Source organism: Paenibacillus sp. FSL H8-0122, from assembly GCF_038005345.1.
Classification (GTDB): domain Bacteria; phylum Bacillota; class Bacilli; order Paenibacillales; family Paenibacillaceae; genus Paenibacillus_AQ.
Genome location: NZ_JBBOTB010000001.1, coordinates 3,272,954 through 3,296,262 on the forward strand (window position 1 = coordinate 3,272,954; position 23,309 = coordinate 3,296,262).

The following is a 23,309-nucleotide window of genomic DNA, read 5'->3' on the forward strand; positions in this document are numbered from 1 at the left end:
TAATTGATTGGCAAATTGATGTAAGGTTTTATAGAATTCTTTTAAATTCTAATTAAATACGGGATAGCCCGAATTACAATCAGACAGGGAGTGCTTGCCAAAGTGTCCATCGTTCCTACACTATCGTCAGAAGTATCAAATGAGGCTGTGCAGTACGTGCAGCGGATCTATGCAGAGGTCCAGAAGCGCGACCCGCATGAGCCAGAATTTCACCAGGCTGTCCAGGAATTCCTGGAGAGCATCACCCCCGTTCTGACCCGCCACCCCCAGTATATGAAGCACGGGATTCTCGAGCGCCTGGTTGAGCCTGAGCGCAGCATCTCCTTCCGCGTCCCTTGGGTGGACGATGCCGGTAATACGCAGGTTAACCGCGGCTTCCGCATTCAATTCAACAGTGCCATCGGTCCATACAAAGGCGGCCTGCGCTTCCATCCCTCGGTCTACCTCGGGATTATCAAGTTCCTGGGCTTCGAGCAGATTTTCAAAAACTCGCTGACCGGCCTGCCCATGGGCGGCGGCAAGGGCGGCAGCGACTTCGATCCCAAGGATAAATCGGATCAAGAGGTTATGCGCTTCACCCAGAGCTTCATGACGGAATTGTACCGCCACATTGGACAGGATACAGATGTTCCCGCAGGGGATATCGGTGTAGGCGCGCGCGAGATTGGCTATATGTTCGGCCAATACAAACGGATTCACGGCGGGCATGCTGCCGGTGTTCTTACCGGAAAAGGGCTGCTCTATGGCGGCAGTCTGGCGCGCAAGGAAGCTACCGGCTATGGCTGTGTATACTTCGTGCAAGAGATGCTGTCATCACGCGGAGCAAGCTTCAAGGACAGCAAGGTGGTCATCTCCGGTTCCGGGAATGTCTCCATCTATGCTATCGAGAAGGCTCAGCAGCTGGGAGCCCACGTGATTGCCTGCAGTGATTCGAACGGTTACATTCATGATCCGCAGGGCATCAATCTGGATACGGTCAAAAGACTGAAGGAAACAGATCGCCTGCGCATCAGCGAATATGTGAAGGAGCACCCGCATGCCGAGTATGTTGAAGGCTGTAGCGGAATCTGGAGCCTGCCTTGCGACATCGCTCTGCCGTGTGCCACGCAGAACGAGCTGGATTTGGAATCCGCCCGGACTCTAATTCTGAACGGAGTTAAGGCCATTGGCGAAGGCGCCAATATGCCGACCACTCTCCAAGCGGTGGAGCTGTTCCTGGAGAACCAGGTGCTGTTTGCTCCAGCCAAGGCAGCCAATGCCGGCGGTGTAGCGGTCTCGGGCCTGGAGATGAGCCAGAACAGCATGCGTCTGTCCTGGACCTTCGAAGAGGTGGACGAGAAGCTGCAAGTCATTATGAAAAATATCTACAGCAGAACCGTTCAGGCAGCAGAGGATTACGGCGTCGCCGGTAACCTGGTTGCCGGTGCCAACATCGCCGGGTTCCTGAAGGTTGCCGATACCATGCTGGCGCAGGGTATTGTGTAACTGTTATAGACTTAAATGATACAAGAAGAGGTGTCCCTAAGCCATTTGGCTGGGGACACCTCTTTTTTAGGTTGAGGAATTGGTTGGTGATCCTGTGCTCGCTAGTAGTTATGCTGAGGGCATCCGGTTGGACGTATGCGTACGAATAGCAGATTCAGGTACTAACAGGAGCACTATTGCTCCTCATTCGCTCATTTAGCTGACTTCCGGTGAATTCAGGTGCACTATTGCTCTTCATTCGCTCATTTAGCTGACTTCCGGTGAATTCAGGTGCACTATTGCTCTTCATTCGCTCATATAGCCGACTTCCGGTGAATTCAGGTGCACTATTGCTCTTCATTCGCTCATATAGCCGACTTCCGGTGAATTCAGGTGCACTTGTGCTCCTCATTACTCTCGCTCAGCCGTACTCGACCTCACCAATGGGATTTATCCCTCTAATTCAGCCATCCAGCCAACTTTCGACCTCATCAACGGGATAAATCCTTTTAATTCAGCCATCCAGCCAACTTCCGGCCCCACCAATGGGATAAATCCCTTTAATTCAGCCCTCCAGCCAACTTTCGGCCCCACCAATGGGATTTATCCCTCTCATTCAGCCCTCCAGCCAACTTTCGGCCCCATCAATGGGATTTATCCCTTTAATTCAGCCCTCTAGCCAACTTTCGGCCTCATCAACGGGATTTATCCCTCTCCTTCAGCCATCCAGCCAACTTCCGGCCCCATCAACGGGATTTATCCCTCTCCTTGTAGCCTACAGCAGCTCGCGCCGTAGCTCCTCTGCCGATCTCGGGGACAGGTGGCCGAGCGGAATGTCGAATACAGTCTTAGCTCCTGTCTGGCCTTCCTGCTTCAGCCGTACAGCAGCACGGGCATAGGCAGCCAGCACGCTGGCGGTGAATTCCGGGTTGCTGTCCAGCTTCAGCCCGAATTCGGCGATCTGCTTGCTTCCGCCTCCGGTCACTCCGCTGCGGATGACGAAGCCGCCATGCGGCATCCCTGAATGCTCAGCAGCAAGCTCCTCGTCCGTAATGAATTGAACCGTTGTGTCGTAATCGGCGAAATAGTTCGGCATCTCCACAATCGTCCGGGTAATGGCATCGCGGTCAGCTCCTGCTTCAGCCACTACGTAGCATTCCCGGCGGTGCTTCTCGCGGGTGGACAGCTGCGGAGTCTCGCCTCCGCGAATGCTGTCAATAACCTCCTGGACCGGCACGGTATATTGCACGCCTGCCTTCACACCAGGAACCCGGCGAATCGCATCCGAATGCCCTTGGCTGACTCCTGTACCCCAGAACGTATAATCCTCGCCTACCGGCAGGATGGACTGCATCAGCAGCCGGTTCATGGAGAACATGCCCGGGTCCCAGCCGGTGGAGATCACACTTACGCTGCCGCCTTCGCGGGCAGACTTGTCCACCGCAGCGAAGAAATCAGGGATTTTGGCATGAGTGTCAAAGCTGTCCACCGTATTGAATAACCGGGCCAGCTGCGGAGTCTGCTCCGGCAGATCTGTTGCGGAACCGCCGCACAGAATCATTACATCAATCTTGCCTATGTACTGCTCGGCGGCTGAGATGTGCTCGGTGCGCGTTCCTGTGATGTCTGCCAGCTGCTGCGGATCTCTGCGGGTGAATATGGCTACCAGCTCCATATCGGAGTTCTGCTCAATAGCCTGCTGTACCCCTTTACCCAAATTCCCGTATCCGACGATGCCTACTCTAATGGTTGCTGTCATGTCTGTAATATCCTCCCTTGCCGGTTAACCCGGAGATATGAATCCTTCAAAAGTTAAGTATATATACATTACACGAAATGTAAATATTAAGTTGTACAGCAGCTCTGTCTCCGAAAAAAAGATCAACATGCTCCAAAGAGCCTATTGATCCCCTTATCATTCCGGCTTACTTACGCGTTCATACGCAACACCCGGATTATTGTCCCGTTCCCAGAAAGCTCTCCACAATGAATTTCAGCTGTGCTTCCAGAGAGATCGGATCATTATAATAGGAGCCCTTCTCATCAATGAAATAGACGCGATTATTCTTCACAGCCGGGAGTGACTTCCAGACCTTGCTGCCGTACACAACATTCACATCCCCGTCATCCCAGCCCCAGTTGCTGGTGAAAATATAGTCTCCCGCATACTCCGGCAGCAGCTCAAGCGACAAGTTCCCGCCGAAGCCTTCCCCGTCAATCAAAGTGGTCCGGATAATCTCCGGTGCCTTAAGCCCGAGGTCCCCGTACAGAATCTCACCGCCTCTTCCTCCCTTGTTGCCCCAGGCATAGATGCCCTTCGCATAAGGCTGGAGAATCGATACTGTCTGGTCACCGACAACTTCAGTAATCTTCGGCTTCACTTCAGCAATTCTATCGTTCCACCCGTCAATCCACTGCTGTGCCTCCGCCTCTTTGCCGGTAATCTTGCCGAATTCCAGAAGCAGATCCTGCGGAGTGCCCCCGCCGTATTTCAGCCGGACCACCGGAGCGATCTGGACAAGCTGCTCATACTGGGCTTCTTCGATATAGTCAAAAGTCAGAATCAGATCCGGGTCCAGCTTCAGAATAGCCTCAGCATTCGGTTCCGCTCCAATATTAACAATATCATCCAGTTGACCCGCATGGAACGGATTCTTCAAGGAGTCATCCGAAGCTGCGACCGGCTTCACACCGAGCACCAGCAGATTGCCGATGGCGCTGCCTGTCAGATCAATAATCCGCTGCGGATTTACCGGAATGGTAACCTCCCCCTTGCCGTCAGTATAAACTTTCGTTGCTGCAGCCGTATTGCCTGTATTGGAGCCCGGAGCCGCCGTTTCGCCCCCAGGAATGGCCGTACTCAAGGATGATGGCACCTTGTTACCTGCCGCACCGTTATTCGCCGATGTTCCTGCACCAGACCCCGAACATGCGCTTAGCAGCAAGGTTACACACAATAATAGAACCGCTGTAGCCATAGATGCCGTCTTCGTTCCCCGCATCACTGGTAATCCCCCTTTTCGCTGTAAATGATAATAGTTCTCACTACTTTGGATACTATAGCACTTGGAATTATGAGCTACAAGGGCAGTAATCGGATGAACGACAGGCGATCCTTGTACAAGCAGCTCCGCGTCCATGTTCATTCTGAATTGTACCGGCGGGCAGCCATACTGCTTCTTGAAATTCCGGCTGAAGGTATGGGCATCGGGATAGCCTGTCCGTTCCGCGATCTCCTGCACGGTATATCCGCTATACAGCAGATCATGCGCAGCTCTCTCCATGCGGATCTGTGTCAGTACACGGATGGGCCCTGCCTGCATCCGGCTCTTGAACAGCTTGCTCAGATAGCTTACGCTGCAATCAAACTGTTCAGCCAGAGTGTCCAGCGTGATCGGCTCCCTGTAATGCTCACGCATGTACCGCAGTGCTTGAGCCAGCAGGTCCGGCTGAACCGGAACAAGCCCCTGCTGCTTCATCTGAACCAGCACTTCATGGACAAATTGAAGAAACAGCGATCTCACATAGAGATGCTGCAGAGGATCTGCGGTTAACCACTCTATGTACATCCGCTCAAGCCGGTCCAGCAAGGGATGCGTGTAAGCGGGACTGAAGCTGTATTGAAGCCTGGCCGGATTCTCCTGCTCCAGCAGACTTATCACTCTGTTGGACTGGGGCAGCATCAGCACTGCCTTGTACAGCACCAGGAAGTATTCGAAGGCTTCATCTGCACGCACCGCAAGAATAGCCCCCCGCCCGCCATGCACAAGCTGATTACGTCTCAAGGTAGTCTGTAGCTCATCCAGCTGCACTTGCGCCTGTCCCTGCGCAGCATACAGGAACGCACTCGAAGGCAGCTGGTAATATGGAAGCGCCGAGCCTGCCGGAAGCCTCCCTCTGCGGATATCCATAATCCTGACCGATGCATGGTTCCACCACTGTATATGTTCGTTCAGCTTCATCACTATTCCCCGTTTATCTTTATTCCGCTGTATCCTTTGACGGTTAATCACATTATAATTGATAACCATTCTCATTAATAGCCCGCATTATAGCCCACGCCATAGTCTAATGCCCTGCATACATTAACCTAGTCAAAGTCATATCTATGCATGCCAATATTAGCTCAAAAGGAGCTGGAAACCAGTGAACTCAGCAACGAAGCTTACCGGACGCGTCATCTACAAAGGTGATCCGGGTTATGAGGCCGCGCGCAAAAATTGGGACCCGCATACCGACCGATTCCCCAAAGTATTCGTGTTCGCCAAGAAGACTCAGGATGTAGTGAATGCTATCAAATGGGCCAACGAACGTGGGATTCCCATCCGTCCCAGAGGCGGCAGACATGCGTTGGAGGTCAATCTGTCCCAGGTGAACGGCGGCATCGTCATTGATGTCAGTGAAATGAACAGCATTAAGCTAAGCCGCACAACCGGGACAGCCGTCGTCGGAGCCGGAAATACGGTCGGGAGAATCGCCCATACGTTGGCCCGGAAAGGGTATATGTCACCTTATGGGGACAGTCCTACCGTTGGAATCGGGGGCATTACACTAGGCGGCGGCATCGGCCCGCTTCAGCGTACTCTGGGGCTGGTCAGCGATAATCTGGTGGAGCTTGAAATGGTCGATGCCAAGGGCAGAATCATTATTGCAAATAAGAAAAGGAATGCCGATTTGCTCTGGGCTTCCCGTGGCGGCGGCGGAGGCAACTTCGGCGTGTACACCCGTTACAAATTCAAAGTACGCCCGGCTCCTGCCACAGCAACGGTATTCCGCATCACCTGGCCCTGGGGCCAGTTCGAGAAGGTCCTTAAGACCTGGCAGCGCTGGGCTCCCGCAGTGAATACGAGACTGGGCAGCGAATTATCTATCGGTCCCAAAAAGGGTGGAAATGTCAGCATGCTGGGACTGTTCCTCGGATCTAAGGCTGAGGCTGTCCGCCTCTTGAAGCCCATTACAAGTGTAGGAACGCCCACGGTCCAAACGATCCGTTCCCTGCCTTATCCGCAGGTGGTCAGCTTCATGCTCGCTCCCGATCCGGTGCAGACCCAGCGGGTCAGTAACCAGTTCTCCAGCGGCTTCGGCAGGAAACCGTTCCCGGATCAGGCATTCAAGCCGATGCGTGAGTTCCTGGAGAAGGTGGAGGGGAAGGACGCCGGGTTCTTTTTCCTCAATTGGGGTGGGGCGGTAAGCCGTAAATCTCCTAAATCTACCGCCTTCTACTGGCGCAAGGCCAAATTCTATGTGGAGTGGAACAGCTCCTGGGTCAAGAAATCGGACGCCGCCAAAAATATATTCTACGTCCGCAACACCCGCCGCAAGCTGCAGCCGTTCATCGTAGGAAGCTACATCAACGTGCCTGACCAGGGCATCAAGCCTTCCGGCCCGGTCTATTACGGAACGAACTATGCCAGATTACGCAGAGTCAAGGCGAAATATGATCCCGGCAATGTGTTCAACAACCCGCAGAGCATCCCGCCGGCCCGCACCACAAGCTGAATGACGGCCCGGCAAGATGAACGGGCCTAAAAAACATGAAACAGCGGTTCCCCAAGACGGGAGAACCGCTGTCATATTATTTGTATAACCTATAACCGAGCTGTCAGGTTTATTGGCCTGAGTTCGCCAGGAATTCATCAATCTGACGCTGCACCTCTGCGATGATGGTATCGATACCGGCGGCCTTAACCTGCTGCTGGAGCTTGGCCAGACCCGCGTCTACATCCTTCACCGTTCCGTATTCCAGCGGAATGCCGTATTGCAGCATCACATTGCCGACATTGGCCACCTCTGTCTTCACCTTGCTGTTGTCGAAGACGAAGGTCTCCAGCGGATAGTGATAGACCTCCTTCTCCCATTTGTCTGTCAGGGCGTTCGCTTCATCCGGGAAGGAGGCATTATCCCGGTTCAGCGGGGAGTTGAAGCCCCAGTTCGAGAAGCCGGTGTAGTTGGCATTCTTCTCGGCGTTCGTGAATTTATCTTCGCCGACCGGATTATAGTGTACAGCCGTGATGCCGTTCATCATCAAGTCATGCAGCTCTTTGTCGTTCTGGAGCAGATCGATCATCATCAGCGCACGTTCCGGCTGCTTGGAGGTGGAGTGAATCGCTACGCCGTTCTGCGTAGAGACAGCCACCGATTTTTTCTTATCCGGATTGATATCGGCTAGAGCCAGCTCATACGGAGAGTTCTTCTCCCGCATATCGGTCATCAAGGCGCCAAGCGTACCCAGATTGTGTGTGATGGAGGCTGCCTTGCCGGCCTTGAATTCCTGCTGATGATCCAGCTTGCTGTTCAGTGCGCTCTTCGACCAGGCGTTATTCTCGGCCAGATCTTTATAATAGTAGACAAGCTCCTTGAATTCAGGAGTCTCATATAAGTTGAACACTTTACCGGCCGGATCATCCAGCTTGAAGCCCATCGGCAGATCGAGGTCGAACAGATTCCATTCGTTCTGCTGCTTGAGCAGAATCCGGTCCAGATTATGCAGCTTCCAGTCGCCAGTCTCCGGTACGAATGGAGTAACTCCCTTCTCTTTACCGGATATAGTCTTGAGATAGTTGGCGTACGCCTCCGGGCTGTTGATCTCCGGCAGATTATATTTTTTGCGCAGGTCTTCGCGGTACAGAATCAGCTTCTCCACGGTTTCGCCGCGGTTCTGAGGCACCATATACAGCTTGCCGTTCACCTTCGCCTGACCCCAGGCTACCTCAGGCATCGCCTTCCAGGTCATCGGAGCATATTTCTCCAGCAGCTCGTTCGTCAGCTCCAGGAACCCTCCCTTGAGTGCCTGGTCGTTATAGCCTGCCCAGTTGGCTGCATAGATCAGATCGAAGTCCTCGTTAGCCGCCAGCTTAAGCGGATATTTCTGCGCCCAGTCGGACCAGTCCAGGAATTCGGCTTCCAGTGTGGCGTTGATTTTCTCCTTGAGCTTCTTATTGATCTCCCCGAATACCTGATCGTAATCAACCGGCTTCGGACCTACGAAGATCATCTTCAGGGTTACAGGCTGGGATGTATCCACTGCACCGGCGTCCTTGGCTGGCTGGGCATTCGTTCCTGTAGCTTCCGTTGCTGCGGCTGAGGCCTTCGGCTCCGCTGCGTTCCCTCCGGCATTGCCGTTACCGCCTCCGCACGCGCTAAGCAGAGAGATCATCAGGATACTGGACATCAGTGTCATTGCTTTTTTCTTATTCACTAGAATTTCCCCCCAGCTATATGTGTGTAATCGCTTACAAGAACAGTATAATAAAAAATCCGCGCTCCGCTAATATAGGCATTCAACGATAATGCATACTTTTGCAACGACTTTTAGCCCAGCACAAAAAGACGGCACCGTCTGACCAGCCGGATGAGGCTGATTCAGACAGTGCCGCCCCTAAGGCAGCACAGATCATAGTTAACTGCTGCTTATTTCTCCAGGAATCCGGTAGACGGATTGGTGATGAAGAAGCCTTCCTGCGGCACATAGAAATACTGAATCCAGACGCCGTCTAGCAGCGGTTCGCGCGTATCCAGCAGAATCTCGATATCCTTATCTGTAGCGACCACTTCATCGTGCTCAGTAGGTGTATCCAGCGCTACATCATAGTGTCCGTGATCTCCGTGATTCTGGGTGATGACCACGCGGATTTTCTTGCCTTCCGCTTCCGGGCTGTTCAACATATCTTTTAGAACCTTAGCTGCATTGCGGTTAATTTTTACTTTCATCCTTTGGCGACCTCTATTCTACTTAGTATGAAATCAGAAATTCATTATAACATATTATAAGGTGCTATCAATAATTAAGTGGTTATTCCAGTGAGTAAGCTACAGATCACCACTTCAGCCAAGCGGAAACGGCTTTACCGTCCTTTTAAAGGACACTACCGTTTCAGCGGGAAATAAAAAGCTGTCCCAACCAGCCATATTTCACGGCTTGCGGGACAGCTTCTCCTATGTGTACTTTTATTATGAAGCGTTCTGATTCGACAGGGCGGCTAACACTTCATTCGTGACGTCCTTGCCGCCCTTGAAGTTGGTGATGAACGCACCGATGGAATAGATCGGTCCCCAGGGAATCCCCCACCAGCCCACAAAGAAGGTCAGCAGGGTGTACTTCAATCCTTTTTTGACGGAGCCCTCGCCTGCCTTGATGAAATAGATGCCCGAGCTACGTCTGAACGTCATCAGGACCACAGAGAAGCAATAGGTGTAGATCACGAATTTGCCGCCTTGCTGAATCTGGCTCATTATATTGCCGCCGTCCATGTTCTCGATCCCTTTTATGATCATAGGAAATCCCCTTTAATGTTTATTAATAATCATATACCGTAGGGATGACGGACTGAAACAGCAGACAGATATTTGTAAAAGTGAGCTGACGGCAGACGCGGATTACTCCAGCTCAGCTCCGTTACTGGCGATTACCCTTTGATACCAGAAAAAGCTGTCTTTGCGGGACCGGTCCAGAGTACCCTTGCCTTCGTTATCCTTATCCACATAGATGAAGCCGTAGCGCTTCTTCATCTCTCCTGTGCCTGCACTGACCAGATCGATGCAGCCCCAAGAGGTGTATCCGATCAAATCCACGCCGTCAGCCAGCGCCTCCCCCATCGCCCGGACATGCTCCCTCAAGTATTCGATCCGGTAATTATCCTTGATTGAACCGTCTGCTTCTACGGTATCTACTGCGCCAAGCCCGTTCTCCACCACCATCATCGGCAGTCCGTAACGGTTGTAGATATGATTCAAGGACCATCGCAGGCCTTGCGGGTCAATCTGCCATTCCCAGGCACTTGCCTGCAGATACGGGTTCTTCAGACCCAGCGACATATTGCCGCCAATCGACTCCTGATCCGGGGCTGCACTTACGCAGGTGGACGAATAGTAGCTGAAGGTGTAGAAGTCCACACAGCCTTCCTTAAGAATCTGCCCGTCACCTGCCTCCATCTGCAGCTCAATCTGCTTCTCCCGGAAGTATCGCAGCGCGAAGCCCGGATAAGCACCTCTCACCTGAACATCGGAGCAGAGGAAATTACTCAGATTATCCTTTTGCTGGGCCAGCAGCACATCCTCGGGATTACAGGTCAGCGGGTAAGAGCACATGTAGGCAATCATACAGCCGATCTGAAAATCCTTATGAATCTCATGTCCCAGCTTCACGGCTCTGGCACTGGCGATGAACTGGTGATGAAGCGCCTGATATCTTAGCTGCTCATTGTCAGTTTGCGCGGATGCCGTCAGCTCGGCATTTCCCTCCGGCTTCATCGCCCCGGCCATGAATGTCCCGAAGGGCATGGTAAGAATGTTGATCTCATTGAAGGTCAGCCAGTACTTCACGCTGTGCTTGTAGCGGTTAAAGATCACCTCACAGTAGCGGACGTAGAAATCGATCGTTCTGCGGTCCGCCCATCCGTTATAGGCTTCAGCCAGATGGTAAGGTGCTTCATAATGGGAGATCGTCACCAGCGGTTCGATCCCGTGCTTATGGAGTTCGGCAAAGACCCGATCATAGAACTTCAGCCCTTCTTCGTTCGGCACGGCATCATCCCCGTTCGGGAAGATCCGCGACCAGGCGATGGACATGCGGAACACCTTGAAGCCCATCTCGGCGAACAGCGCGATATCCTCTTCGTACCGGTGATAGAAATCAACCGCTTCATGACTCGGATAATTAGCCCCGGCTTCCAGCACCGGAGTAATTCTCCGGGAGACCGTATGCGTTCCCGCGGTCATGACATCTGCTGTGCTTAACCCCTTGCCTCCCGCATCGAACCCGCCTTCGAGCTGATTCGCAGCCGTTGCCCCGCCCCACAGGAAATTTGCCGGAAAACTTCTGTTGTTCACACTTACATTCACGTTGTTATTCATATTCGTTCCTCCTGAGATTGGATTAGGATACCGGTTAGATCATGACGGTCAGCAGATTCTCGCGGTAATCGATGCTCTTCTGGTCCGTCTCAATGACATCAAGATACTCGCCGGAATTGGAGATAATCACAGGCGTGGTCAGCGTATAGCCCGCCTCTCTGATCGCGGCAACGTCGAACTCCATGAGCAGCTGGCCTTTGGTGACGGTATCGCCTTGCTTGGCCCGGGGGGTGAAGTGTTTGCCCTTCAATTTGACCGTGTCCTTCCCGACATGAATCAGAATATCGACCCCGTTATCACTGGTGATGCCGATCGCATGGCCGGAGGCGAATAAGGTGGTCAGTACCCCGTCAACGGGAGAGTACACCTTGCCTTCCAGCGGTTCAATCGCTATCCCTTTGCCCATTGCGCCTGTAGAAAAAGCTTCGTCCGTCAGCTCCGACAAGGCTCTGATCTGGCCCTTCAGCGGACTTCCCACCGTCTCCTGCTTCACCAAAATGCTCCGGGCAGTCCCGCTGCTCTTGCTGTCCACCGCTTCCTCATCCTTGAACCCGGAGAAGAAGACAAGAATGAATCCGAGAATGAAGCTGATTACAATGGCGGCAATCGCGCCGTAGAAGCCTTTATCCATCCCGTCAGGGCTAATGTAGCTTGGGATACCGAATATCCCCAGACCGCCGAGAATATAGCCTTTGGTGCCCATCAGACCAACGATACCGCCGCCGACCGCCGCCGCGACACAGCTTAAGATGAACGGCTTCTTGCGCGGCAGCGTAATCCCGTAAATGGCAGGCTCCGTAACTCCGAAGATCCCTGATATCATAGCCGGAATCGACAATGACTTCAGCTTGGCATTCTTGGTGCGCAGCATAATCGCCAGCACAGCACCGGTCTGGGCAAACGAAGCGCCGAAGGAAGCCGCCAGAATCGGATCGGATTTCAGTACAGCCATGTTATTGAGGGCAATCGGCACCAGACCCCAGTGCAGCCCGAAGATGACGAAGACCTGCCAGAACGCGCCTACCAGCAGCCCCTCAATAACCGGACTGAGGTTGTAGAGGAACAAGGTTCCCTGCCCCAGCAGCTGTCCGGCCCAGGTGGAGACCGGTCCGATGGCAATCAGCGCCAGCGGAACGGTGACCAGCAGGGTGAAGAACGGGACGAGGAAGGTACGTACCACGCTCGGGGTCACTTTTCGGAAGAAGGCTTCCAGCTTGGAGCCAATATAAGTCGAGATGATGATCGGAATAACGCTGGAGGTATAGGACATCAGGATGACCGGAATCCCCAGGAAGGTAATGTACACAGGCGATTCAAAGATTGTTCCGCTAAAAAGCGTGTACAGCGGTTCGCCCGCCGTCGTGATCGTGCCGAAGGACGGGTACACCAGCGTAGCGCCTATCGCCATCCCGATAAAGATGTTGGCTCCGAATTTCTTAGCCGAGGTATACCCCAGGAAGATCGGAAAGAAATAGAACAGGCAATCCCCGAGCGCATTCAGAATCTGGTAGGTCCCCGACTCCTTGGTAAGGAGTCCCACAGTTAGAAACAGGGCGGTGAAGCCCTTAATCATCCCGGTCGCAGCCAGTACGCCAAGGGTCGGCGAGAATACGCCAGAGATCATGTCGATGAAGCTGTTGAACAGACCCATTTTCTCGCCGGAGGCTGTCTCTGATCCGCCTTCCTGCAATCCGCCCGCTGTCATCACCTGGGCATAGACCTCGGACACATGATTGCCGATCACGACCTGATACTGGCCGCCGCTCTGAATTACCGTTACAATTCCATCCATGTTCTTCAGCACATCTGTATTCGCCACCGCCTCATTCTTCAGCTTGAAGCGCAGACGGGTCACGCAGTGGCTGAGTCCGTTGATATTCTCCTTGCCGCCGACATGCTTGATAATATCCTTGGCTAGTGCCTCATATTTCATAGTACATCCTCCCGTTTCCTGATGAATGATAAGAAAAAGGCGAAACCATCCCGGCAGCTTCCTGCCTGATTTGGTTTCGCCTGCATGACCAGTAACAATCCAAGTGGTTTTATTCAGTTTGTCTTTGCGTTACCCGCTGAATGTGAATCGTCAGATACAGGATTTCTTCATCCAGGAGCTTCAGGTCCAGATACTTCTCGATTTTGAGCACACAGTTATGCGCCTTCCTGTATTTCATCCTCACCTGCTTGAGCAGAAAATCGTCCACGGACTCCTCAGACTCCTGCTTGCGCGAACGCTGGAAGAAATACCGCAGGTGGGTGATGAAGCGTTCGTAGCTGACGGTATGCTCATCAATTTCGTTGTTATAGGAATACTTAACAATATTGAGGATGTCATCAATCTGCTGGGTCTGCCTGGTAAGATCTGCAATCTTGTTGCCCGAGTTGTTCATTTGCGCGTTGATCAGGTGGAGTGCAATGTTCCCGGCTTCATCCTCCGGCAGGCGGATACGCGTATCCTGCTCAATCATCCCCATAGCATGATGTCCGATGGCATACTCCCTCGGATAACAGCGCTGAATCTCCCAGAGAAGCGGATTGTCATTATGGATGCCCTGCTCATGAAGCCTCAGCGCATGAGTCAAATGATCCGTCAGAGTCACATAGATATAATCGCTCAGGCGGGCCTTCAGCGTCTGCTTCGCATACTCGATAATGTCATAGCTTAAGGCTACATATTCGGCGGGGGCATCCGCCATTAAGGCCTTGAATTTCTCGGACGCGTCATTTCGCTTCAGTACAAATGTCTTCTCGATCAGAGAGACATCCACCGGATCACCCGGGCTCTTCTTGAAGCCGATGCCGCGTCCCATAACAACCAATTCATCCTTACCTGAATCCTTGGCAATAATGGCATTGTTATTGAAAATCTTCTCGATAATCAACCAAGCTGCCCTCCTTTACCCCGAATTTCATTTGGCACTGCTTACAGGATGTTAGACGGGTCAAGGAATCCTTACGGCGTCCCGCAGGGCCCTTAACATAAAGAAAGGCAAAACCCAAAACACGTGACCATGTTTTGGGTTTTGCCTTTGCAGTAACAATCCCAAATTCAGAATAGCACTGAATTACACTTTTGGCAACAAAAATGTTTGCGCTTACATAATCTATCAACCTGCAAAGAGGAGTGCCCCCTATTCACAGGGAACACTCCTCTTCCAGTCGCCTGAACTCAGACCGATGACGAACTCATGCTCTGAGCATTACCCCACCGCAGCTTATACAGCTCCGGCAATACCACACCCAGCAGCACCAGCACCACTCCGGTCCATTGCAGAAGACTTACATGCTCTTGCAATACGAACGAGGACATTAAGACAGCCACAGGCAGTTCGACGGCGCCCAGAATACCGGCCATACCGCCGCCGATATGCGGAACCCCGATAGCGAACAGCAGCGGCGGGATAAAGGCGCCGAACAAGCCCAGCAGGAAGCCGAACAGCAGCAGCGGTCCCCATAGCATGCCGTTAAACAGGAAGGTCGGCGGGAACAGGATACACAGCAGCACCAGGCCGCCAGTGACCATCCAGGCACTCCGGTAGGCCGGATGGGCCGATGGAACGGCTTTGCCGCTGAAGATAATGAACATGGAGTAGCTTACTGCCGATAGTAGTCCGAGCATCAGCCCCAGCAGGTTAAACTCGGCAGCTCCCTGATTCAGAATACCTGCAGCCAGCAGGGTTCCGCCGAACAGCAGGATCAGCGTCAGCACCGTGATTTTGTCAGGGCGTTGACGTTTGCTGACCGCCTGAATCAGCACACTGATCCAGGTGAACTGGAACAGCAGGATAATCGCCAGCGAGGCCGGAATATACCGGAGCGACTGATAGTACAGCAGACCCGTAACCACGGTTGGCGCACCGGCCATCATCAAGAGCAATCTATGCTTCCAGGTCAGCCGGGTGGGAACCGCCTTGGCGGGTGCCGTAACGTTCGCTGTGCCGCGTTGTTTGCGGTTCGCTCTGAGCTTGGTATATAACGCAAGCAGCCAGGCGAGAATACAGCCGGTTAAGAGCTGGGTGCCGACCACCTCTCCCAGCTTGTAACCCTGCCCGTAGGCCAATACAACAATCGTTGATAAAATGCCGTAGCTCATAGCGCCTACAAGTACGGAGATTAAGTATTTCATATCTTTCATGTCTGTTATGCCTCCTGAATCTTCTGTTTCGTCTGAACTTGCATTACAGCCGCAATACGCAAAAAATCCTAACTCCGGGACAGGGACCGCTGGTTCATGGTCCTTATCATCGTAGTTAGGAAGAATAGGCTTCCTGTAGAAACCCCCGCCCTGTAAAAGCTGAATAGCTGCGGGGTTATACGAGAACAATATAGAGTTATGAGTTAAGTGCCGGGTTGACGACTCTTCATATGTTACACGCCAAGTAAGCTGGCGTCAAGCCTTAATTCTTTTAAATTTGAAATTCAGGGACATAGACCTCTTGTTAATCAATTCTCCAGCCAATGAACAATACAAAGACAGCCCCCCTCTCCCAAATTATGATAAAATATAACTCAATTCAGCAGTTCATTCGAAAGGAGCCTTACATATGGTGAAGACCCGTCCTCAATCCGGCGCGATCGTAAAAATTTGAAACATTGACAAGTTTCGATACGTAGCAGTCTGTAATAGCCTTCATTCCAACCCAATTCATGTGATTCAAGCTGCTATCCCCAAATATACTTCTATGGAGGAGGTGTAGATCCTGAACAGATCCGGGCCCGTTAAGCTCCTCGGCATGATTGCCGGAGTTGTCATCTTAAATGTCATCGTTCTATCTCCCGGCCTGCTCGGTGTCGAGATCGGCGGAAGCCCGCTGGAAACGGCATCGGCAGTAACCCTGCTAATCATCAGTCTGCTGGTCGTCCTATACGGGAGTTACACCTTGCTCTTCAGACCTCCGGCTGCCACACCCGCCAGCTTGCAATTAGAGACGCGGGAGGATTACATTGCCGGCCTCAGCCGTCACCGGAATGTGAAGGTGCTGAAGGACGATATCTCCCTCGCCCTGGATCAGATCGAGCGGATTGAGAAGAAGAAGTCCGCCCTGCTCCAGGTGCTGGGCCGCAGGTTCGATCCGGCTGAGCTCAGCTTCCGCAAGTTTCATTCCGTCATTATGGAGGTTGAGAAGCTCTTCTACCTGAATATCCGGGGGCTGCTGGGCAAGCTCAGTGTATTCGATGCCGCGGAGTTCGCCAGATTCAGCGCCGGTAACGCTTCAACCCGGTTCTCCAGCTCCCTGATTCAGAAAAAAACAGCCGTATACAACGAATATCTGACTTATGTCAAAGGCAGCCTCGGAGCCAACGAGGAAATTCTGCTGAAGCTGGATCAGCTGCTGCTGGAGATTACCGAGCTGGGCAGCGCAGATTATAGCAATGTGGAAGACATGCCATGCATGCAGGAATTGACCGCCCTGATCGGGCAGACGAAACTCTATCAGTAAGGAAAGGGAGATGAACCTATGAGGAAAGGCAAAACACTGTTCATACTCGGCATTATCGCCGCATCCGTCTTCGCACTTGTCTATTTCGGTATTACCTTAACGTCCAATCTGGGCAAATCCAAGACAGAAATCTCTGCCGAAGACGCCGACAAAAGACTGAACCGCATCTATAAGGATATCAACGTGACCAGTGCTGAGCCTGTAAAAGGGCAGATCGATCTTGATCCGGCATCCATCGGCGATTCATTGCCCGATATCTCTAAGTTCCCCATCTCCATAGAGAGCACCACGGACAGCTTCGTCGAGATTTTCTCCTCCACGGAGAAGTCAGGAACAGGGGGTGACGGCTGGCTGAATGAGGTCGCCGCTGATTTCAACGCTTCCAATCCCGTGGTCGACGGCAAGCCGGTCTCTGTCGCCATCCGCAATATCGCTTCAGGAACGGCCGCCGATTATATCCGCTCCGGCAAATATGTGCCTGACGCCTTCACCCCCTCTAATGAGCTATGGGGCGAGATGGTCAAAGCCAGCGGCGTGCAGGCCGAATTGGTTACGAAGCGCCTGACCGGCAACGTAGCCGGAGTGGTAATGAGCAAACAGAAATACGATCAGCTGGTCGATAAATACGGCTCGATCAACGTGAAGACGATTACTGATGCCATTGCGGCTAATGAGCTGGCGATGGGGTACACCGATCCTTTTGCCAGCTCCACGGGGCTGAATTTCCTAGTCACCGCACTGAGTACGTTCGACAGTACGGATCTGCTGGGAGACAAGGCGGTTCAAGGCTTCGAGAAGTTCCAGGCCAACGTGCCCTTCATCGCCTCCACCACCCTGCAAATGCGGGAAGCGGCGAAATCCGGCATGCTGGATGCCTTCGTCCTTGAGTATCAGACCTTCGTCAATGCGAAGGATCTGACCAGCGGCTATGTGTTCACCCCGTTCGGGGTAAGACATGACAGCCCGCTGTATGCACTCGGGCAGCTGCCGCCGGAGAAGCTGGCGATCATCAAGAAGTTCGGCGAATTCGTCCAGCAGGATAAGTACCAGAAGACGGCTGCGGACAAGGGCTTCAACGGCCTGGCGGACTATGTCTCCGAGCTGGCACCGGTTGACGGCTCCATTCTCTCCTCGGCCCAGAAGCTCTGGAAGGAGAAAAAGAACGGCAGCAAACCGATTGCGGCAGTGTTCGTAGCCGATGTCTCAGGCAGCATGGCCGGCGAGCCGCTGAACCGTCTCAAGGAGTCTCTGCTGAAGGGCCAGAAATTCCTCGGCAAGGACAACAGCATCGGCTTTGTCTCCTATTCCAGTGATGTGACCATCAATCTGCCCATCGGCAAATATGACACCAATCAGCAGTCCATGTTCGTAGGAGCGATTAACAGCCTTCAGCCTGTGGGCGGCACGGCTACCTTCGACGGGTTGGTGGTTGCGATGAAGATGCTGAAGGATGAGCTGGCCGTGAACCCGGATATGAAGCCCCTGATCTTCGTGCTTAGCGACGGGGAGACCAACGAAGGCCATTCCCTGGATGATATCCGCGGCCTGATCGAGACTTACAAGATTCCGGTATACACCATCGGGTATAATGCCAATATCAAGGCACTGGAGAGCATTTCCAGCATCAACGAGGCGGCCAATATCAACGCTGACACAGAGGATGTTGTTTACAAAATCGGAAACCTGCTCAACGTGCAAATGTAGACTTTATATTCTGAAGGAGGGTTCATATGTCATTCACCATGGAAATTCCCAGCCCCGAGAAGCTGAAATCGGTCATCGAGGAGCAGGTCCAGCCGGAGCCGGAGGAAGTCACCCGGCTTAAGGAGCAGGCGATTAGTAATGTCTCCAGTATCCTGGAGCTGGACTTCGAGTCTCTGGAGAAACGCAAGGCTGTGCTGCAGTCGATTGACAGCTTCGGGATGGGCACCATGCGCTCCTCGTCGGAGAAGAACTCCCTGCTTCAGGTATCGGTGGGCAATCTGTCCAAGACCGGGGATGAAGGCGGCCAGGTCGCTAGGGGATTAACCGAGCTGCATCAGCAGCTCAAGGATCTGGACCCCAGCGCGGTCGATTTCGCCAAAAGCGGGTTCCTCGGCAAGTTTTTCCACCCCCTGCGTAATTATTTCGCCAAATATCAAAAGGCCGATGCCGTCATCTCAGATATTATTCTATCCCTGGATAAAGGCAAAGCCGTGCTGAAGAATGACAACACGACACTTGAGATTGAACAGCAGACCCTGCGGGAGCTGACCAAGCGGCTTAAGAAGGAGATTCAGCTCGGCATCCTGATGGATGAGGAAATCGAGAAGCAGATTGAAGCTGCCAAGCAGCGCAGTGAAGATGAGGATAAGGTGCGGTTCATTACGGAGGAGGTCCTGTTCCCCCTGCGCCAGCGGGTGATGGATCTGCAGCAGATGCTCGTGGTCAATCAGCAGGGCATTATGGCTATTGAGGTTGTCATCCGCAACAACAAGGAACTGATCCGTGGAGTCGACAGAGCCAGGAATGTTACGGTATCTGCGCTCAAAATTTCGGTTACAGTAGCCAGCGCTTTGTACAACCAGAAGATCGTGCTCCAAAAAATCGAGCTGCTGAACCAGACCACCGACAATCTGATCAGCGGCACCTCCAGAATGCTTAAGGAGCAGGGTGCAGCCATTCACAAGCAATCGCTCGAAACCAGTATTTCGGTCGATACGCTGAAGCAGGCCTTCACCGACGTCCTCTCTGCCCTGGATTCGATCAGCACCTACAAGCAGGAAGCGCTCCCCAAGATGCGGGAGACGATTACCCAGTTCCGGGAGCTGGCAGATAACGGGGAACAGCAGATTCAGCGGCTGGAAAAGGGGAATACGCTCGGACTGTAGCAACGCTTCTCCAGATTTAACGCAGAACAGAGCCCGGCGCAGGATAGGCCGGTGCTCTGTTTTTTGCAAATATGTGTGACACGATAACTTATTCTTCTATTTCTCGCTGAAACGGTACCATCCTTTAAAAGGACGGCAAAGCCGTTTCCACTTGTGTCTACTTTGCTTTATTTAATAAGCTTGTAACCATTCTGCTCAATGTTCCTTGATCAAGGAAAGGAGCCAGGCTCGCCAGCAGCTCCGGGCTAAGATATTCAGCTTCGACTCCGTCCAGCAGCTTCTCCAGGCCAACCCTGTCCAGAAAAGGGGCAAGACTCATGATCTGGTGTGCATCGGCAGTGCCATCCGCAACCCGGTCTACCAAGCTACCTAACGTTCCCCTGCTTATAAAGGGAGCCAGCTCTTGAATGGACTGCCAGCTTGGACTGCGCCCTTCTGTTTGTTGAACCAGCCGGTCCAGATGTTCTCTTTCAAGAAACGGGGCAATGCCAACCAGATCGTCTACCTCTGAGAAATCGTCAATTGATGTATCCACCAGCCGGCTTAAGGTGGCTCTGCTAACGAACGGAGCGAGCCCGGTAATGGCACTCCATGTCACTTCTTCCTTTTCCGCCTGATGAACCAGTTCATCTAGTGTACCTGTTCCAAGGAAAGGAGCCAGCCGCATGATCACCTCTAGCTTAATCACGCTGCTGTCTATGCCTTCTGTAACCTTTTGCAGAGTACTTGCTTTTACAAACGGCGCTACTTCTACCAGCTCATCCATCTCCAGCTTACCGGTATTGACCAGCTCTGCCACCTGGCCCGGCCTGTTCTCTGCGAACTTCTCAACAATCAAGCCTATGTGCGGGTGCTCCCGGCTGTCTGCGTGGTCTCCTGCATTCAGAATATCGTCTACCGTTCTGCCGAATAACCTAGCAACCTGCGGAAGTGTTCCAATATCCGGCAGCGAGTCGCCCCGCTCCCATTTCGATACCGCCTGATGGCTTACATTCAGTTGATCGGCAAGCTCCAATTGGGTCCAATCCTGATCTTTGCGAAGCTTCGAAATATAAGCTCCAATTCTGCGCAAGTCGAGCATGTTATACCTCCAAGTTAATCAAATGTACAGTGCACTGTCGAAAACAGCATAGCATTTCAGCATACACAATCCTATCAATTGCTGGTTGAATGGCTGCATACCCTCTGATTCAACTGCCGGTAGAATGTACTCTTTAACATTAAATGGGTTGTATACTATTCCTGATTATTGTATATTTATTCAACCGGCAATTATTGCTGATTTCTCATCTACCGGGGGATACACCGATGCATTTTTTGAATATCAACCAGCTTACTTCAGAGCAGATTCTGGATATCTTTGAATTAACCGACCGGCTTCGTCTCCGAAAATCTGAACCATTGCTCAAAGGCAAGACCATGATCCTCTTCTTCCCGGAGACCAGTCTGCGGACACGGGTCAGCTTCGAGAAAGGCATCAGTGACCTGGGCGGGTCTTGCATTACCTTTCCGCCGGAGACGCTTGACAAGAAAGAAGCACCGGGCGATATCGTCCGCTACCTGGAGAACTGGGGGGATGGCATCATTGCCAGAATCCCGGATCTGTGCAAACTGGAGGAGCTGTCTTCACACGCCTCTGTTCCCGTTATTAATGCAATGACCGCACATAATCATCCCTGCGAGATTATGGCTGACCTGTATGCTCTGCGCACCCTCCGGGACAACTACCGGGAGTTGACCTACACCTTCGTTGGACCGCCCGGCAATATATCAAGAACTTGGCTGGAGGCGGCGCAAGCCCTGAATCTATCCTTCCATCATGTCTGCACGCCAGGTCATGAGATGGCCAGCGGCAGTCACCCGGGCTATACCTTTCATACGAGCCTGGACAGCGTGTTAGCGGAGAGCGATGTGATTCTTACCGATTCATTGCCCAAGGGTTTCCTCACGCCGGAGTATATCAGCGCCTATCAAATTACACTGGACCGGATGAAGCAGACAAGACCCGGAGCGCTGCTGAACCCCTGTCCTCCCTTCTTCCGCAATGAGGAGGTCAGTGAAGAGGTGATTGCTTCGCCATATTTTGCCGGATTCGGGTTCAAGAAAAGCCTGATCTATCTTCAGCAGGCCATCCTGATCTATTGCTTATCCCATTGATGGTACAGGACCATGGGTCCCCGCGCACCGGTTTATTTTCTCTTTCATGCAAGCCTTTTAGGGCTTAAGCTGTATATTTGAACCTGCGGAATTCTCCGATATCTAATTAGAACAGGATTTGTTCGTATGTTCACCACATTGGCTGAAGGGGAGAATGACTATGAAGGCTTTACACTTACTATCCAGAAAAACAGGTGTCCTTCTGCTTGTACTGCTACTGGCGTCACTCGGTACAGTTGGGGGAGGCAGACCGTCACACACGGCGGCAGCGGCTGCTTCTACGAAATCATATGTGTATTATGTCTCTAACGATGTTCTATACCGTGTAACGACAGATGGAAGTGAGACACAGAAGATCGCAGAGAACTATGACGGCAATGGATTAGACTCGACCGGGAAATATCTGTATTTTTACTATGATGGCGCTATGGGGATACAGCGTCTGTCCCTCAGCGATCCTGATGCTTTAATTACTAACTTCCTCGGGGACCGGAATATCCTCTATTACCTGTTCGATGGTCCTTATCTGTACTTCCTGGATGATACAGGCCACATCTACCGCACCTTGGCCGACGCTGACGATGATTCACAGCTTACACTGATAGCAGACAATGCCGATGTGAATTTCCGGACCTTCGACGTCTTGAGCGGGCGGATCTACTACAATGCGCTGAAGAACAACACAACCTGGGTTGCTTCGAGGTCTCGTGACGGAAGTGGAGTCATTCAGTGGATTGCTGGCGGAGCTATTCAGAAGAGCAAATTTTATCATCCATACGCTACAAGTATTAACCTTATGATTGACAACAAACCTGCCGAAACCGAGTATTCTCTGAACTCCATGGTGCTCTATACCCTCCCCCTTACCGGTGGAGCTCCCAAAGCAGCCAATGCCAATAATCCGCTTCAATCCAACGCCGCTATTGCCGGTACCTGGTCCGACCATTATTTTCTATTCAACAAAGGCATTAAAGTCGACGCCACCGGCGATGAGCTGGACTATAACACCGGCAAGGGCTTCCTGATCGATAAGAACGGGAAAATCCTGCAGCTCAGCCAGAACAGCGTGATCAGCATCAGCGAGATTGCCGCGAATAAGCTGGTCTATGCAGATTCCAAAGGCAAAGCCTACATCAGCACGCTGGCCAACGGCAAAATTGTCTCCTCCAAGCCGCTGCCGCTGACGAATGTTCAAGATATCAGAACGGTTAAGAACGGAGCGGCGCTCACCACCGTATTGTTCACCGCAGCCGATGCTTACGTCCTGAATGCCGATTCATCCTTGACCAAAATGACGGGCGTTGAGTCTGATTACTCTGTAATTACAGACAATATTCCCGGCTTGTATTACATCAATGGTCTGGATAACGATTGTCTGTACCGGTACAGCAATGACGGCAAAACCAAAATCAAGCTGTCCACTGGTCCGGTTAGCTACTTAGCACTGGTCTCCGCGAAGTAATAGGCAAAGAGAATAAGCCGTAATTTCCGATATCGGAAGTTTCGGCTTTTTTTTAGAGATGGGAAT

At 52.4% G+C, this 23,309-nt stretch carries 17 protein-coding genes; 7 read left to right on the top strand and 10 right to left on the bottom strand.

Going from position 1 to position 23,309, the window contains the following annotated elements; genetic code table 11:
• Window positions 1-108: 108 nt before the first annotated feature.
• Window positions 109-1,485, top strand: coding sequence for an NADP-specific glutamate dehydrogenase (gdhA, locus tag NSS64_RS14350; protein WP_340995603.1), 1,377 nt, complete (start codon window positions 109-111; stop codon window positions 1,483-1,485).
• Between the two features lie 754 nt (window positions 1,486-2,239).
• Here gdhA and NSS64_RS14355 read toward each other — a convergent pair.
• The gene (locus NSS64_RS14355) at window positions 2,240-3,223 is read right to left on the bottom strand and encodes a diaminopimelate dehydrogenase (protein ID WP_341140542.1); all 984 of its coding nucleotides are present in this window, start codon (window positions 3,221-3,223) and stop codon (window positions 2,240-2,242) included.
• Window positions 3,224-3,419: 196 nt separating this feature from the next.
• A complete protein-coding gene (locus NSS64_RS14360) occupies window positions 3,420-5,426 on the bottom strand; it encodes an AraC family transcriptional regulator (RefSeq protein WP_341140543.1) in 2,007 nt (668 codons plus the stop codon).
• Between the two features lie 184 nt (window positions 5,427-5,610).
• On the opposite strand from NSS64_RS14360, the gene NSS64_RS14365 reads away from it, so the two are divergent.
• The gene (locus tag NSS64_RS14365; protein ID WP_340941163.1) at window positions 5,611-6,963 is read left to right on the top strand and encodes an FAD-binding oxidoreductase; all 1,353 of its coding nucleotides are present in this window, start codon (window positions 5,611-5,613) and stop codon (window positions 6,961-6,963) included.
• A gap of 109 nt (window positions 6,964-7,072) precedes the next feature.
• Here the strand turns inward: NSS64_RS14365 and NSS64_RS14370 are convergent, their stop codons facing one another.
• The 7 genes from NSS64_RS14370 to NSS64_RS14400 all read right to left on the bottom strand — a co-directional run bounded on the left by NSS64_RS14370 (window position 7,073) and on the right by NSS64_RS14400 (window position 15,439).
• Entirely contained in the window at window positions 7,073-8,662 is a 1,590-nt protein-coding gene (locus NSS64_RS14370; RefSeq protein WP_341140544.1) for an ABC transporter substrate-binding protein, read from the bottom strand.
• A 212-nt stretch (window positions 8,663-8,874) separates the two neighbouring features.
• A complete protein-coding gene (locus tag NSS64_RS14375) occupies window positions 8,875-9,174 on the bottom strand; it encodes a heme biosynthesis protein HemY (protein WP_036729071.1) in 300 nt (99 codons plus the stop codon).
• Window positions 9,175-9,414: 240 nt separating this feature from the next.
• Window positions 9,415-9,738: a hypothetical protein gene (locus NSS64_RS14380; protein ID WP_076077639.1), complete on the bottom strand. Its 324-nt coding sequence runs from the start codon at window positions 9,736-9,738 to the stop codon at window positions 9,415-9,417.
• 102 nt (window positions 9,739-9,840) lie between these two features.
• A complete protein-coding gene (locus NSS64_RS14385; RefSeq protein ID WP_341140545.1) occupies window positions 9,841-11,316 on the bottom strand; it encodes a 6-phospho-beta-glucosidase in 1,476 nt (491 codons plus the stop codon).
• Window positions 11,317-11,350: 34 nt separating this feature from the next.
• Window positions 11,351-13,249 carry a beta-glucoside-specific PTS transporter subunit IIABC gene (locus tag NSS64_RS14390; protein WP_341140546.1) on the bottom strand — a complete coding sequence of 633 codons (1,899 nt, stop codon included), beginning with the start codon at window positions 13,247-13,249 and terminating at the stop codon, window positions 11,351-11,353.
• Between the two features lie 109 nt (window positions 13,250-13,358).
• Window positions 13,359-14,195, bottom strand: coding sequence for a BglG family transcription antiterminator LicT (gene licT / locus NSS64_RS14395; protein WP_341140547.1), 837 nt, complete (start codon window positions 14,193-14,195; stop codon window positions 13,359-13,361).
• Between the two features lie 287 nt (window positions 14,196-14,482).
• Window positions 14,483-15,439 (bottom strand): DMT family transporter, encoded by a 957-nt coding sequence (locus NSS64_RS14400; protein WP_341142816.1) that lies wholly within the window; start codon window positions 15,437-15,439, stop codon window positions 14,483-14,485.
• 607 nt (window positions 15,440-16,046) lie between these two features.
• Between NSS64_RS14400 and NSS64_RS14405 the strand changes: the two genes are divergently transcribed.
• Genes NSS64_RS14405 through NSS64_RS14415 form a run of 3 tightly spaced genes read left to right on the top strand, consistent with a single transcriptional unit; the run spans window position 16,047 to window position 19,624 of the window.
• The gene (locus NSS64_RS14405) at window positions 16,047-16,754 is read left to right on the top strand and encodes a hypothetical protein (protein ID WP_341140548.1); all 708 of its coding nucleotides are present in this window, start codon (window positions 16,047-16,049) and stop codon (window positions 16,752-16,754) included.
• A gap of 18 nt (window positions 16,755-16,772) precedes the next feature.
• A complete protein-coding gene (locus NSS64_RS14410; protein WP_341140549.1) occupies window positions 16,773-18,458 on the top strand; it encodes a vWA domain-containing protein in 1,686 nt (561 codons plus the stop codon).
• A 26-nt stretch (window positions 18,459-18,484) separates the two neighbouring features.
• Window positions 18,485-19,624, top strand: coding sequence for a toxic anion resistance protein (locus NSS64_RS14415; protein WP_341140550.1), 1,140 nt, complete (start codon window positions 18,485-18,487; stop codon window positions 19,622-19,624).
• A gap of 157 nt (window positions 19,625-19,781) precedes the next feature.
• Here the strand turns inward: NSS64_RS14415 and NSS64_RS14420 are convergent, their stop codons facing one another.
• Window positions 19,782-20,705, bottom strand: coding sequence for a helix-turn-helix transcriptional regulator (locus NSS64_RS14420; RefSeq protein ID WP_341140551.1), 924 nt, complete (start codon window positions 20,703-20,705; stop codon window positions 19,782-19,784).
• A gap of 227 nt (window positions 20,706-20,932) precedes the next feature.
• Here NSS64_RS14420 and NSS64_RS14425 point away from each other — a divergent pair, with 227 nt between their 5' ends.
• The gene (locus NSS64_RS14425; protein ID WP_341140552.1) at window positions 20,933-21,781 is read left to right on the top strand and encodes an ornithine carbamoyltransferase; all 849 of its coding nucleotides are present in this window, start codon (window positions 20,933-20,935) and stop codon (window positions 21,779-21,781) included.
• A gap of 160 nt (window positions 21,782-21,941) precedes the next feature.
• Complete coding sequence (locus NSS64_RS14430; protein WP_341140553.1) at window positions 21,942-23,243, top strand: DUF5050 domain-containing protein; 1,302 nt, start codon at window positions 21,942-21,944, stop codon at window positions 23,241-23,243.
• Window positions 23,244-23,309 lie beyond the last annotated feature (66 nt).